General features: G+C 41.5%; 10 protein-coding genes and 2 pseudogenes. 11 read left to right on the top strand and 1 reads right to left on the bottom strand.

The window, feature by feature from the left end; translation table 11 throughout:
- The first annotated feature begins 21 nt into the window (after positions 1-21).
- The 3 genes from licT to MUO14_RS07450 all read left to right on the top strand — a co-directional run bounded on the left by licT (position 22) and on the right by MUO14_RS07450 (position 4343).
- On the top strand, positions 22-870 hold the full coding sequence (licT, locus tag MUO14_RS07460; RefSeq protein ID WP_244754617.1) for a BglG family transcription antiterminator LicT: 849 nt from the start codon (positions 22-24) through the stop codon (positions 868-870).
- A gap of 120 nt (positions 871-990) precedes the next feature.
- On the top strand, positions 991-2859 hold the full coding sequence (locus MUO14_RS07455; RefSeq protein ID WP_244754616.1) for a beta-glucoside-specific PTS transporter subunit IIABC: 1869 nt from the start codon (positions 991-993) through the stop codon (positions 2857-2859).
- Positions 2860-2879: 20 nt separating this feature from the next.
- Positions 2880-4343, top strand: a complete 1464-nt coding sequence (locus tag MUO14_RS07450) for a glycoside hydrolase family 1 protein (protein ID WP_244754614.1) — start codon at positions 2880-2882, stop codon at positions 4341-4343.
- A 56-nt stretch (positions 4344-4399) separates the two neighbouring features.
- Here the strand turns inward: MUO14_RS07450 and MUO14_RS07445 are convergent, their stop codons facing one another.
- Positions 4400-5188 (bottom strand): sulfite exporter TauE/SafE family protein, encoded by a 789-nt coding sequence (locus tag MUO14_RS07445; RefSeq protein ID WP_244754613.1) that lies wholly within the window; start codon positions 5186-5188, stop codon positions 4400-4402.
- Positions 5189-5406: 218 nt separating this feature from the next.
- On the opposite strand from MUO14_RS07445, the gene MUO14_RS07440 reads away from it, so the two are divergent.
- From MUO14_RS07440 to MUO14_RS07405, 8 genes and pseudogenes are all read left to right on the top strand, one after another.
- Entirely contained in the window at positions 5407-6624 is a 1218-nt protein-coding gene (locus tag MUO14_RS07440) for an ROK family protein (protein ID WP_244754612.1), read from the top strand.
- 50 nt (positions 6625-6674) lie between these two features.
- A complete protein-coding gene (locus MUO14_RS07435) occupies positions 6675-7535 on the top strand; it encodes an MBL fold metallo-hydrolase (protein ID WP_244754610.1) in 861 nt (286 codons plus the stop codon).
- Between the two features lie 42 nt (positions 7536-7577).
- Positions 7578-8959: pseudogene (locus tag MUO14_RS07430) on the top strand (aminotransferase family protein).
- Positions 8960-9172: 213 nt separating this feature from the next.
- Positions 9173-10594, top strand: a complete 1422-nt coding sequence (gene nhaC / locus MUO14_RS07425) for a Na+/H+ antiporter NhaC (protein ID WP_244754609.1) — start codon at positions 9173-9175, stop codon at positions 10592-10594.
- Between the two features lie 89 nt (positions 10595-10683).
- Positions 10684-11813: pseudogene (locus MUO14_RS24705) on the top strand (class II histone deacetylase).
- A 77-nt stretch (positions 11814-11890) separates the two neighbouring features.
- On the top strand, positions 11891-13297 hold the full coding sequence (locus MUO14_RS07415; protein ID WP_318036020.1) for an NAD-dependent succinate-semialdehyde dehydrogenase: 1407 nt from the start codon (positions 11891-11893) through the stop codon (positions 13295-13297).
- A gap of 127 nt (positions 13298-13424) precedes the next feature.
- The gene (locus MUO14_RS07410) at positions 13425-14267 is read left to right on the top strand and encodes an MBL fold metallo-hydrolase (RefSeq protein ID WP_244754608.1); all 843 of its coding nucleotides are present in this window, start codon (positions 13425-13427) and stop codon (positions 14265-14267) included.
- 37 nt (positions 14268-14304) lie between these two features.
- Entirely contained in the window at positions 14305-15003 is a 699-nt protein-coding gene (locus MUO14_RS07405) for an MFS transporter (protein WP_244754605.1), read from the top strand.
- Position 15004: the final 1 nt, after the last annotated feature.

Here is a 15004-nt window from a genome sequence, read left to right as displayed (position 1 = left end):
TTTGAAGGAAAAGTGATAAGGATGGAAATCAAGAAAATCTTCAATAATAATGTCGCTTTAACTGAGGACCCCACTCAAACTGAGATGGTGGTTATGGGAAAGGGGCTTGCTTTTCAGAAGAAGGTTGGCGATCAGATCGATGCGGATAAAATTGAAAAGACCTTTATCACGCCTTCTGAAAGCTTTGCGGACAAACTTTATGAGCTGCTAGATGAAATTCCATATGAAATTATATCGCTTTCTAAAGATATTACAGATATGGCAAGCAACGAGTTGGACACTACATTGAATGATTCGCTCTATTTAGCTTTATCCGATCATATCCACTTTGCAGTTGGGAGGTCAAAAAATGGTCTGCCTATCAAGAATGCGCTCATGTGGGAAGTGAAAAAGTTTTATAAAGCGGAGTATCAGGTGGCACGTAAGGCTTTGGACATGATTGAGCATACTACGGGTGTGTCCTTACCCGAGGATGAGGCGGCGTCGATTGCTTTGCATCTTTTCAATGCCAGGCAAGATAGTTCTGGAATGGAAGAGACGATGGCGATGACAGCGATTGTCCATGATGTAACATCCATTGTTAAATACCATTATGGGATTGATTTTGATGAGGGGTCGATGAATTACAATCGTTTTATTACTCATCTCCGTTATTTCGCGTACAGAATACTTCGTGGTGAACTGAATGATGATGGCGGAAATGGCGAATTATATGAGCAGGTGAAAATGCAGTATCCCGAGGCTTATGAATGTTCGAAAAAGGTCCAGGCTTACATGGAGAAACGCTATCAAAAGCAAATGACGAAGGATGAGTTGACGTACTTTATGATTCATATTCATAGGGTTTCGGTCCGGGAGCAAGCCAAATAAATAGAGTTCTTGAAGGATTGTTACTGTAAGGCAGGCAAAACCTGAGGGGAACGGTGAATAGGCATCAGTCTATTTGCGTTCTTTTCAGGTTTTTTTATTTTATAAGGGGAGTTGAACGTGATGGATAATAAGCAATTAGGAGATCAAATTGTTGAATCAGTCGGGGGAGAGGAAAATATTAATTCGCTCGTTCATTGTGCGACACGTTTACGGTTTAAGCTCGTGGACCATGGTGAAGTAGATAAAGAGACCTTACAAGATAACCCTGAAGTTCTGACCGTTGTTGAAAAAGGCGGACAGCTTCAGGTGGTCATCGGGAATAACGTAGGGAAGGTCTATACAGAAATTATGGGTCACCATCATATCCGTACTAGAGAAGACGATGACGGTAAGGGTAATCATGAGAATGTCGGCGTTATAGCTAAAGTGTTTGAATATATTTCTGGTACATTATCACCACTGATTCCTGCACTTGCGGGAGCGGGGATGATCAAAGCGTTACTAGCACTGCTCTCTATATTACATCTAATCGATCCGGAAGGGACCACTTATTCCGTATTAAATGCAGCGGCGAGCGGTTTGTTCTACTTCCTGCCAATTTTTGTAGGGATTTCGGCTGCCAAACAATTGAACGCCAATTTATTCGTTGGTGGTGCAATTGCGGCAGGCTTATTAGATCCAAACTTCACGGCGCTCATGGAACAATCAGGCGACGTAAGTTTTATGGGGCTTCCTTTGGTGGTCACAGATTTTAGTTCGACCGTGTTTCCGTTGCTCATTGCGATGGCGATTTATGCTCCATTGGAACGTCTCATTAAACGATATACACCTGACACCATTCAATTATTCTTTGTTCCGATGCTTGGTATTTTGATTATGGTACCACTGACCGCGCTTATTTTTGGGCCATTTTCAGAATATATAAGTTCGGCGATTGCCAATGGGATTACCTACATGTTTGATGTATCGGCCATTATTACAGGAATTATTATTGCTAGTGCGTGGCCATTTTTGGTTATCCTTGGTGTTCATTGGGGAGTCGTCCCGATCATGATTGCGAACTTCTCACGTGGAGGCGATTTGATTAACCCGATTACAGCGGCTTCTGTATTTGCGCAAATAGGGATTGCGTTTGGTATTTTTCTTCGTGCCGGAAAAGACAAACAGTTACGCTCCCTTTCGTTTGCTGCTACTTTGTCAGGATTGTTTGCGGGGGTAACGGAGCCGATTCTTTACGGGTTAATTTTAAGATATCGAAAACTTATGCCGCTGGTGCTGATTGCTGGTGCGATTGGCGGGGCGATCATGGCCACCTTTGGGGTGAAATTATACACGTTTGTCTTTAATAGTATCTTTACCATTCCGGCCTATTCTCCGATGTTTGGCTATGTTGTAGGGATTGGTATTTCCTTTATTGCGGGTACTATACTAGCCTTTATTTTTGGAACGACCGGTAAGAAGAAGCAAACTGAATCTAAGGAAAAAGAACACGAAGGAGAATCACCTGAAGGAACATCTTCACAGGAAACTGGAAAAAATGACTCGTTGCTAACACCGCTATCTGGTGAAATGATTCCTTTAGAAGATATAGATGATCCCGTATTTTCGACTGGGGCGATGGGAAAAGGTATTGGCATTGAACCAGACGAGGGGATTGTAGTGGCACCCTTTGACGGAAAAGTTTCCACACTGTTTCCTACTAAACATGCCATTGGGCTAGTGAGCGAAGAGGGGGTGGAAGTATTAATTCACATTGGGCTGGATACCGTTCAGTTAGAAAGTAAATACTTTGAAGCACATGTTAAACAAGACGCAACCGTGAAAAAAGGGGATCAGTTGGTCACTTTTGATCCAAAAGGCATTCAAGAAGCTGGTTATCACGTCACAACTCCTGTGATTGTTACGAATACCGCAGATTATTTAGATGTGATACCAGCTGCATCAAGGCATGTTGAAATGGACGATACGATACTCACTATCGTTAAATAATAAATTTGAGGAGAGATAACATGACACAATTTAAAGCAAAATTTCCGGCTGATTTTTACTGGGGTGGTGCAACAGCTGCCAACCAAATTGAAGGGGCTTTTGACGAAGATGGCAAAGGTTTATCGGCAGCCGACTTTGTAGAATATATTCCGAAAGAACAACGAACGAAAGATAATTCCATGGAGATTACGGCGGAGCAAATCAGAAAGACGCTGAGTGGTGAATCGACAGCGCGTCATCCGAAACGTGAAGGGAATGATTTTTACCACCGTTATCAAGAGGATATTGCCTTGCTTGCGGAAATGGGCTTTACTGCTTTCCGGATTTCGATCCACTGGTCAAGAATTTTTCCAAATGGCTATGATGAAACACCAAATGAAGCAGGCTTGCAGTTTTACGACAATGTGTTTGATGAATTGGCTAAGCACAATATTGAACCGGTGGTGACGCTCTCCCACTATGAAACCCCTTATGGATTAACAGAGAAATATAATGGCTGGGTAGGTCGCGAGGTGATTGATCATTTTGTCCGTTATGCGGAAACGGTCTTTACGCGCTATAAAGATAAGGTGAAATATTGGATCTCGTTCAATGAAATTAATGTGATTACAATTAGCCCTTATACAGGGGGCGGAATTTTATCCGATCAGGAAGACAACCCGATGCAGGCAAAGTACCAGGGGCTGCATCATCAATTCGTCGCAAGTGCCCTGGCCACTAAAAAGTTACACGAAATTATTCCGGAGGGGGAAATGGGATGTATGCTGGCCAAAATGACTCACTATCCGCACACCCCTAACCCTGAGGATGTCTTAAAGGCCCAGCAGGACAATCAGAATAATTTATTTTTCACGGATGTACATGTGCGTGGCGAATATCCCGATTACCTGAATTGTTTCTTCAAGGAGCATGAGATCGAAATCGTTAAAGAAACTGGGGACGAAGAAATTATTAAACAGTATCCGGTTGATTATATTTCCATCAGTTACTATATGTCGTTGTTATCTTCTGCTTCACCAGAAGGGGAGCAGACGGAAGGTAATTTAACCAAAAGCTTGAAAAACCCTTATTTGGAAGCTTCAGACTGGGGCTGGCAAATTGATCCGGTTGGGCTGCGTGTTTCCTTAAATGAAATGTATGACCGTTATCAGAAACCGATCTTTATTGTGGAAAATGGGCTAGGTGCCTACGACAAGGTGGAAGAAGATGGCTCCATTCATGATGACTATCGGATTGAGTATTTAAGGAAACACATTGAACAAATGAGAGAAGCCATTGGTGATGGTGTGGAATTGATGGGGTATCTGGCTTGGGGACCTATTGATTTAGTATCGATGTCCACAAGTGAAATGTCGAAGCGATATGGCTTTGTTTATGTCGATAAGGATGATGAAGGAAACGGGACTTTACAGAGAAGTCGCAAGGATTCATTTGCCTGGTACAAAAAGGTGATTGAAAGTAATGGGGAAGATTTATCTTCTTAACAGCAGGATCCCGTACCACCTGGGCAAGGTGGTATGGGATCTTTTATTGGAGCTTATTAAATTTGGAAAATCATATTGATTCCCATTGCTATAACCAGAACAGTCAGTAGCCGAGTAATTGTTGTCCCGTTCATTTTTTTCGATAGAATGGCTCCGGTTTGTGCCCCGATAAGCACACCTATCCCGCTCCAGGCTACAATCGGCCATTGAACAGCTCCATCTGCAATGGAAGGAACCAAGCCAACAAGCGAATACAAGGCGAGAGAAAAGATAGAAGTAGAGGTTGCTGCTTTGATAGAGAGGCTGAATCCATAAGTTAAAATAGGCACCATCAACCATCCCCCTCCAATTCCGAAAAAGGAAGAGACAACTCCAAGAATGCTTCCAACTCCTAACAGTTTCCAATGATTTATTCGATCTTCACTCTGTTTTTGTGGTAGTAACGCGCCACTTTCTGAGGCAGCTGCTACCTCGTTTTTTTCCTGGGATGGTTTTTTTAAGCTTAGAAATAAACCGAGGCCAATGAGAAGACAAGCAAATAAAGAGTAAAATACCCAATCAGGACTGTATTTGACTAACTCACTTCCAATAAATGTCCCTGGAAAAGCCCCAATGGCAAGTAATGTTCCAGTTCGAAGCAAAACACGTCGTTGTTTTAAAAACATCGGTAAACCCGCAGCTGCATTTAAAAAAACAACGGCCAGACCTGTTGCGGCAGCGGATTGTGGGGAAATATCATAAAAGGTCACTAAAACTGGGACAAATAAAAATCCGCCGCCTGCTCCTATGATCGTACCGTACGTACTGGCAGCAAAGCCTAATAAAATGAGTCCTGCAATAATCAACTTATCCCCTCCTTGCTTCTTTATTAGAAGTATTGTTGGCAGAAGGGGACAATGATCCTTACTACCACTCACTTATAACCAAAATGATATTAAGTAATCTCATTTTACACTATATAATAAAATAAAAAAGAATTTATTTCAAATTTAAAAAATCTTTTGACTAAATTGGTTTAAAGATTTATAATTCAACTAATCAAAAAATTAATGAGGGAGAATACATGCTACAAGAAATACTCAATTCCACAACACAAAAAGGCAGTAATTTGAAAGCGCTTTACAATTACGTAAGAAAAGAAGGACCTGTAACAAAAGCTGAAATAGCCAAACAGACTGGTTTGAAGCTTAGTACATGTGCCAGGTTACTTGATGAACTATTGGAAAATAACTTATTGTTTGAAAGTGGTGAAGCAGAGTCTAGGGGAGGGAGGAAACCAAAAAAATACGCGATTCATACCGAAGTGAATTGCATTATCGGGATCGACATTTCGCGCTTCTATTCAAAGGTTCTTTTATTAACGTTGGATTCAAGAATCTTAGAAGAAGAAACATTTAAAATGGATCACACTAGTACTCCCGATAAAATGATCAAAGACTTTATAAACACAATCCATTTGATGTTAGAGAGACAAAATTTCCACTCAGCACTTTTGGGAATTGGAATCAGCTCTATAGGTCCGCTTGATACCAAGGAAGGAATGATCAAAACACCACTCCATTTTCCAGCACCAGGATGGGAAGATGTCCCGATGGTAGAGAGGTTAAAGGAGCAGTTTAATGTCGAAGTGATTCTCGATTATGGGGAAAACACAGCCTTAATTGCAGAAACCCGGCATGGGGCAGCGAAACATCTTAAAAATGTCGTCCATATAAACAAAGGAGTAGGAATCAGACTTGGTCTTATGGTGGATGGACATATTCTCCGTTCCCAAGGCGGGGATAAGGTAGGAGCTTTTGGGCAAGGTCATATGGTAGTGGATATTGATGGAAGGAAATGCGATTGCGGCAGTTATGGCTGTTTGAACGCCTATTCCACCATTCCAGCTTTGATTGAAGAAGTTCAGAGAAGATTAAAGAAAGGACATCCATCGATTTTAAGACAGAAAGTAGAAGACTTTTCCGATCTAACTTTTGCGCATATCGCTTCTGCCCTTGAAGAAGGGGATGAATTGTGTGAATACGTGATAAAAGATACGGCTTATTATTCTGGGGCTGGTCTTTCTAATCTGATTAATATATTCCATCCAGATAAAATTATCCTAAACGGACCCATGTATAGACAAATCGATTTGTTCTATAAAACAGCCATCGAGGAAGCTGAAACGAGATACAAAAGGCTTTTCCCAGATTTAGCAGTATCATTCAGTCAAGGGGAACTAGGTGGAGATGCTGCAGCTATTGGAGCAGGAACCTTAATAGTAGACACTCTTTTATCTTAGTGAAGTGCCAGGAATTCTTTGATATATCAAATATAATGGAGGTTTTACTTATGTTAGATTGGAAAGTCACGATGCTAGGAACGGGGAGTCCACGTCCGGATTTGGATAGATCTGGACCTTCTCAAGTTCTCCATCTAGGTGATGCCCCAGTTTTAATTGATTGTGGGGAAGGAACAACCGCGCAATTACAGAGGGCCGGAATTCCCCCTCAATCTATCACCACCTTATTTATGACCCACCTTCACTCCGATCACTTATTAGGGTATGGCCAATTTCTACTTGGCGGTTGGGGGCTTGGCCGCAGACAACTTCGAATTGTCGGCCCAAAAGGAATGAAGCACTATCACGAAACCATTCTTTCCTTGTTTAAAGAGGACATCGACTATCGTATATCGCTAGGAAGGTCACCAAAAGGCGTCAGGGAAAATGTCGAGATCATAGAAATTGAGGAACCAGGGGAGATTGAACAATTTTCAGAAGATATCCCGGCACGAATCTATACGGAGAAAATGATTCATAACGTTCCGACTTATGGTTTTCGATTTGAAGGGGAAGAGCAGGTTATTGTTCATTCAGGTGACACAGCTCCTACCGAAAACATAATTAAACTAGCAAAAGGAGCAGATATACTTATCCAGGATGCGTGCCTGGCCGTTAACGAAACATATAAAAACATAACGGATCCCGAGTTACAAAAGATTTGGGACAATTTACAAAAAGAACATTGTTCGCCTGCTCAAGCAGCAGATATTGCTGAAAAGGCAGGAGTGAAAAAGCTGGTGATGACGCATTTCCTTCCAAATATAGATGAAAAACGGGCCTATGATGAAGCAGTGGCTGTTTTTGATGGGGAAACGATTGTGGCGCAGGATCTGCAAACGATTGGGCTGTCGGTTTCGGTTACCAAATAATCATTACAATAATTCAGGAAACTTATTAAGGAGGAATCATTTATGGGGTTTAATGTGAAAGAGCAGCAAAGTGTGACGGATCAATTGATGGAGTGGGATCGTAAGCATTTTCTGCATCCAACCTCTTCATTAAAAGTTCAACAAGAGAATGGACCCGAACATATTTTTACCTCCGGAAAAGGAGTTCGTGTAACAGATATTTACGGTAAACAATATATTGATGGTTTATCATCGTTATGGAATGTGAATTTGGGTCATGGAAGAACTGATTTAGCAGAAGCAGCTAGAGCACAAATGGAAACGCTGCCATTCATGTCCTCCTTTAACAATTATTCTAATGAACCTGCTATTAGAGTGTCGCGTAAGATTGCTGAGTTGGCACCTGGAGATTTGAATGTTTCTTTTTTCACATCTGGCGGCTCTGAATCGAATGAGACAGCCTTCAAGATTATTCGCCACTATTGGAAGTTGAAGGAGCAAACGAAGCGTACCAAAGTGATAAGCCTGGCCAAAGCCTATCATGGTGTAACAATGGGGGCGACCAGTGCGACAGGGATGGATACCTTTAGGACCTTTTCTACTGCAAATTCACCAGATTTTATTCAAGCCCAACCTTATTTGACAGCATGTGAACAAGGAGACGAGAATCATCAGGACTACGATCAGTCGATTCGCGGGATTATAGAGCGCGAGGGAGCTGATACGATTGCTGCAGTCATTATGGAACCTGTACAAGGGCGGGTGGTGTAAATATTCCTCCTGATGGATATTTACAAGCCGTACGAGCTTTGTGTGATGAATACGGGATTTTTATGGTTGCCGATGAAATAATTTGTGGGTTTGGCCGGACTGGAAAGATGTTCGGGGTGGAAAATTGGAGCATTATTCCTGATTTTATGACGGTGGCCAAAGGGATAACAAGTGGATATATCCCTTTAGGAGCTGTCATCATGAAGGAGTCGTTTCGTGATGAATTATCAGAATTGTCAGATGGTGTTTTGTTCCATGGATTCACCTATAGTGGTCACCCTACTTCCTGTGCGGTTGCATTAAAAACCTTGGAAGTAATCGAAGAAGAGAATATTGTAACCCATGTCAAAAACATGGAATCTATTGTGCTTGAGGGATTCAATTCTTTAAAAGAACAACATCCACATGTCACAAATGATCGTTCGAAGGGGCTGCTTGGTGCATTTGACGTTTTTAAAGACCCTTCGACACATACACCATTTTCACCGAAAGAAAATGCAGCTGCTATTGTTGCTGAGGAATGTAATAAGCGGGGGCTTATTGTTCGACCTATCATTTATCAAGGAGCTAATTCCATTGTATTTGCCCCGCCACTTGTGATGAATTCGTCTGAAATAAACGAAGCTATGAATATCTTTTCTGATTCACTAACTGCATTTGAAAAGAGAGTTTAATCAAGCTGGTACGGCTCAAATTTTGAATTCTTCACAAAAGATTCGGATCATTACAAGATTTGCATCATCTGCCCTTATTCTCTCTATTAAATCTAGTAAGGAGAGAAAAGGGGTAGCGAAAATACAAAAAAGAACGGGTGAGAGTCAAGGAAAAGATGGATTCTTATATAGTTAAATTTCGGAATATTCCGTCTATGGTTTTGGTGAAAGGGAGTGAAAATAATTAGGAAACCAAGCATTTTATTAGCGGCTGTACCATTGGTAATATTAATAATCGCAGCTATAGGTGCGATTTTCTTCTGGGATGTGGCGATGTTTATCCCGTTAATTATAGGTATTTTTACTACAGGATTAGTAGCAAAATATTTAGGTTATGAATGGCGTGAGATTGAGGAGGCAATGACTGAGGGAATATCGAGAGCACTTCCAGCTGTGTATATATTAATCATTACCGGTACCATCATAGGATCGTGGATTGCCAGCGGGATTATTCCGACGATCATCTATTATGGATTTTCAATAATTGATCCCGCATATTTTGTCCCTATGGTGGCGTTTTTCACAGCATTACTAGCTATGGTTATTGGTTCGATTACCTCCCTTGGAACAATAGGATTAGCCTTTATGGCCATAGGACAGGGGATGGGATTTCCTCTTCCTTTAGTGGCAGGTGCTGTCATTTCTGGTGCTTTTTTTGGAGATAAACTCTCCCCTTTATCAGATACCACAAATGTCGCATCTGCAATTGTTAATGTCCCTTTATACACTCATGTGAAGCACATGTTATGGGATACTCTGCCTGCCTTTATTATCGCCCTTATCTTGTATTGGTTCGTAGGAAATCAATACGTAGGAAATGTGGCTACTCCAGAAGAAGTAAATATCATTTTGGGGGGGTTAGAAGAAAATTTCACTATACATTCAGGGTTACTTACGGTTCCTCTTATAACGATAGTTATGATGATCAAAAGAGTTCCAGCCGTACCTGCTCTTGTGATTACCAGTATTTTGGCTAGTGTATGTGCTGTTATCTTCCAAGGAAGTACTGTTTCCGCCATTTTAAATGCAATGACGGGTGGATTTGTAATCGATTCTGGTATCCAATCAATAGATGCCTTATTAAATACTGGCGGGATTCTGTCTATGCTTCGACCTATTGGAATGTTGATGATAGCTACAGCGTTAGGCGGACTTTTAGAACGGACGTACATCTTTCAGGTTTTTGTTGATTACGTCATTGATTTATCAAAAACAACAGGCTCTCTTATAAGTTCAACATTGTTACTAACGTTTGTGGTTGGATTGTCCAGCGGGGCGCAATATTTGGCTTTAATTCTCCCTGCAAGAAGTTTTCTGAAAACGTTTAAACAAAGAAATTTACATCCGAAGAATTTGTCCCGCTGCGTTGAGGCGACAGGGACTGTAGGGATTAATTTGGTCCCTTGGTCAGTACCAGTCATTTTAAGTTCAGTCATTTTGGGAGTCAGCCCCTATCAATTTATACCATTTGTGTTTTTTGCAATCCTCGTTCCTGTCATAAATGTCATTTACGGATTTACTGGCTTTACAATTGCTAAGTTAGAAAGCAGCAGTGGAGATGATGAGGTAAGGAGTAGCAGGAGTGTATCGTCCTGACTTATCTAATTACTTTTTTGAAAGCGGTTTCTATTTGAACCCTATAGCTTGAATGATGAGGATTTATCGATCACCAAAGGAGGCTTTCTATGAGCTTGAAAACAGGATTTATATATGATGAAAGTTATTTTTGGCACGATACAGGTAACGGAGCATTGGTTATTCAGTCAGGCGGTATGGTCGAGCCAGATACTCATGCAGAAAATGCAGAGACAAAACGGCGTGTTAAGAACCTTTTAGAACGAAGTGGGTTTATTAAAAATTTACATTCCATCTCCCCAAGGCTCGCAACAGAGAATGAGATTGAGTTAAATCATACTTCCCACTATGTCGAGAAGATCAAGGAACTGAGTGATACAGGTGGTGGAGATGCAGGCAAAATGGCTGTAGTTGGCCCTGGTTCATATGAAATTGCCTTGTTATCGGCTGGTGGGGCATTGACTGCCGTTGAGGCAGTGATGGAGGGGGAAGCCCAGAATGTATACGCATTAACGAGGCCCCAGGACATCATGCGGAAGAAGAACTTGGTATGGGGTTTTGTTTATTTAATAATGCTGCTATTGCTGCTAACTATGCAAAGGAAAAATATGGTTTAAACCGTATCATGATTCTAGATTGGGATGTTCATCATGGGAACGGAACTGAAAGTGCATTTTATTCTGATCCCGATGTGCTGTTTGTTTCCATCCATCAAGAGTATGTGTTTCCAGCTGGAAGAGGTTTACATGAACACACTGGTGAGGAGGAGGGACAAGGATATAACGTTAACATACCTTTACCAGCTGGAACCGGTGACGATGGGTACCTATATGCTTTTGAAAAAATTGTTGTTCCGATTGCAGAGCAATTTGACCCTGAATTAATAATCGTATCAGCAGGACAGGATCCTAGTAGATTTGACCCTTTAGGACGAATGCTTATGACAGCTGATGGTTTTGGCAAAATGACTTCAATCGTCAAAAAAATGGCTGAACGCCATTGTAATGGACGGCTTATTGCCCTGCATGAAGGTGGATACAGTACTTCTTATGTACCGTTTTGCACACTGAGAATAATAGAGGAGTTGACTGGGCTGAAAAGCGGTGTCGATGATCCGTTCCCTAGTGATGTTCATGGGGCACCGGTTTATAGCAACCAAAAGGATGCGATCGCTAAAGTGGTTCACACGCAATCAGAGTTCTGGAAATTAGAAAGCGAAGTTAAAATTGAAAGTTACTAAATCAAAGTGAATGAGGAGGATACCATAATGACAGTTCAAGCAAATGTTCAAACTTACCAATTATACATCAACGGGGAGTGGAGGGCCCTATCTCAAATGAATGTTTTGATGTAATAAATCCAGCCAATGGGGAAGTGGTAAGCAAAGCCGCAGCTGGGCATGAAGGTGATACACAGGAGGCAATCGAAGCGAGTTATGCGGCTTTTCAAGATTGGGCGGCAACTCCAGCTACTAAGAGAGCGGAGATTCTGATCCGTATTTACCAGCTAATGCTTGAAAGACAGAAAGAATTAGCCCAAACCATCTCTCTTGAAATGGGAAAACCATTGAAACAAGCAATGGGTGAAGTAAAGAATGCCGCTGACTATGTGCTCTGGAATGCTGAGGAAGGGAAAAGGATTTATGGAAAAACAATGCAAGCTTCTGAAGAAAATAAAAGGTTGAAAGTAATTCAACAGCCAGTAGGTCCGGTTGGTGCGATTACGCCATGGAATTTCCCACTCGCGATGGTAACGAGGAAACTATCACCTGCTTTAGCTGCTGGTTGTACGGTCGTTTTGAAACCAGCTGAGCAAACACCTGGAAGTGCTGTTCAATTTTTCAAATTGGCTGAGGAAGCAGGGATTCCAAAGGGCGTGCTCAATTTAGTTACGGGTAATCCTGCAAAAATTGGTGATGCTTTGCTAAGTGATAAACGAATCCGTAAGATTGCGTTCACAGGCTCTACAGCCGTTGGAAAACACTTACTAAAAAACGCTGCAGAACAAGTGAAAAGAGTTTCAATGGAATTGGGTGGACATGCTCCATTGATCGTATTTGAGGACGCTGATTTAGAGCAAGCCGTTACAAATATACTGAGAGCCAAGTTTTTCAACAGTGGGCAAACCTGTATTTCACCGAATCGAATTTATGTACAGGAATCCGTCAAAGAGGAATTCTTGACACTTTTCAAAGAGAAGGTGGAAGGTCTGAAAGTTGGAAATGGCTTAGAAGATGATGTAGATTTAGGACCTGTCGTTAACAAAGCAGGTCTGGAGAAAGCGATAGAACACGTCGAAGATGCGGTAAGGAATGGAGCGAACCTCATCTATGGCGGGAATGAATGCAAGGTTACTGGATGCGAAAATGGCTATTTTTATTCACCAACTATATTATCTGATGTGGATGAGGCGATGCTCATCTCCCATCAGGAGACTTTTGGTCCTGTAGCTTCCATATTTACATTTGATGATGAGCTGGAAGTCGTCAATAAAGCAAATAACACGGATTACGGTCTTGCCGCTTACATTTTTACTCAAAACTTATCACGATCCGTTAGAGTTTCTGAAGGGTTGGAATATGGAATGGTAGGAATCAATGATACGGTTCTAGCTCAAGTTCAAGGTCCATTTGGTGGAATGAAAGAAAGTGGAATGGGGCGTGAAGGTGGCCCGGATGGATTAGCTGACTTTCTAGAAACGAAGTTTATTTCTACTATTATTTAACATTCATTTTCTTCCATAAGGGACCTTGAAATTACTTTCTAAGGAAAACACCGTGTCTTCTCGATACTTCCTTATGGGAGATTTTATCAACTTGTTCGTCAGCTCAGAAATTAAGGGAGGGTATAACTTGAGCAATTTATCAGTGACTATGCTTGGGACCGGTAGCCCAAAACCGAACTTGGAAAGAAGTGGACCAGCACAAGTAATTACGATTGTTGACATGCCAATTTTAGTAGATTGCGGAGAAGGGACTGTAAGGCAGTTAATGTCAGCCGGATACAGTCCAGCGGACATCGAATATTTATGTTTTACTCACTTACATTCCGATCATGTTTTTGGTTATGCGCACTTTTTGTTAGGCGGTTGGTCTCTAGGACGGAACAAGCTTACAGTAATCGGTCCCAAGGGAACAAAACGATTCCACCAAAAGGTTTTGGAAATGTTTGAAGAAGACATTGCGTATCGTACAGGTGACCTTGGAATACCGAGTGATGGATTAACAGATGTAAATATTATTGAATTAGAGGATGAGGGAGGTTCAGTCATAAGCGGTACACCTGCCAATATTACAACCATACCAGTTATCCATAATGTAAAAACATTTGCGTTTCGATTCGAGGTTGATTCGAAATCGATCGTGATTTCCGGTGATACCGCACCGATTGATTCACTGGTCGAATTCGCTAAAGAGGCAGATATTCTCATACAAGATGCCGCTATTAATTCTTCGTCGATAGGTACAAATAGTCAGGATGAAAACTTGAAAAATATATGGAGCAAGCTGCAATTGGAACATTGTACACCTGCACAGGCTGCGGAAATTGCCAGCAAAGCAGGGGTCAAGAAAATGGTAATGACACATTTTCTACCAAGTGCAAATGAAGAGAAGGTATCTCAAGAAGCTTCTGCAATTTTTAAGGGTGAAGTGATCGTAGGAGAAGATTTGCAACGGATATCGGTAGCTGAATGATGCTTGTCTATAGCATCAAATAAATGGGGGATAATTGATGAAATATCGCTGGATAATGTTGATGTTTATTATGTCAATCTTTTTCATTCAATTTGTGGACCGCGTTATTATTTCTCTAGCAACTGAACCAATTATGGAGGAGTATGGATTTAGTGCGACACAATGGGGATTTATCCTAAGTGCCTTTTTTTGGGGGCTAGTACCATTCACTATTATTGCAGGAATTGCTGCGGATAAGTGGGGTTCAAAGAAGGTGTTTATATGGGGAGGTGCGTGGTGGTCTATTTTTACGATGGCTACAGCAGGCGCGTTCAACTATGTTTCGTTTCTAATTGCTCGGATTCTATTTGGCGTTGGAGAAAGTCCCTCTCTGTCTAATGGAGTAAGGATTGTAACAAATTGGTTTAGTCCACGGGAATATTCTACTGCTTTGGGGGTTGCTTTTGCAGGGGTATACCTTGCTCCTGCGTTAGGGACCCCTGTAATTGTTTGGATGATAGATAGCTTTGGATGGCGTTCCCCCTTTTACCTTATGGGTGTCATAGGGGTGATCTGGGTCTTTTGTTGGCGTAAGTGGTTTACTGATCGGCCTGAAGACAATCCTTACATGAAAGATGAGGAGAAACAATGGATTCTTTCGGAGCAGGAGGAGTTAATTGAAACTGAATCCTCAAAAGAAAGAAAATCTTTAAAAGAATTATTGACCATTCCTAGAAAGGTTCGGGGACTATTCTAGC

The organism is Halobacillus shinanisalinarum, from assembly GCF_022919835.1.
Classification (GTDB): Bacteria; Bacillota; Bacilli; order Bacillales; family Halobacillaceae; genus Halobacillus_A; species Halobacillus_A shinanisalinarum.
This window is presented reverse-complemented; position numbering and strand designations above follow the sequence as displayed.

What these genes read in the sequence shown, in the direction of transcription:
- MUO14_RS07455 (WP_244754616.1), top strand. Translation starts at nt 991, where the DNA reads ATGGATAATAAGCAATTAGGAGATCAAATTGTTGAATCAGTCGGGGGA.
- MUO14_RS07440 (WP_244754612.1), top strand. Translation starts at nt 5,407, where the DNA reads ATGCTACAAGAAATACTCAATTCCACAACACAAAAAGGCAGTAATTTG.
- licT (WP_244754617.1), top strand. Translation starts at nt 22, where the DNA reads ATGGAAATCAAGAAAATCTTCAATAATAATGTCGCTTTAACTGAGGAC.
- MUO14_RS07450 (WP_244754614.1), top strand. Translation starts at nt 2,880, where the DNA reads ATGACACAATTTAAAGCAAAATTTCCGGCTGATTTTTACTGGGGTGGT.
- MUO14_RS07405 (WP_244754605.1), top strand. Translation starts at nt 14,305, where the DNA reads ATGAAATATCGCTGGATAATGTTGATGTTTATTATGTCAATCTTTTTC.
- MUO14_RS07435 (WP_244754610.1), top strand. Translation starts at nt 6,675, where the DNA reads ATGTTAGATTGGAAAGTCACGATGCTAGGAACGGGGAGTCCACGTCCG.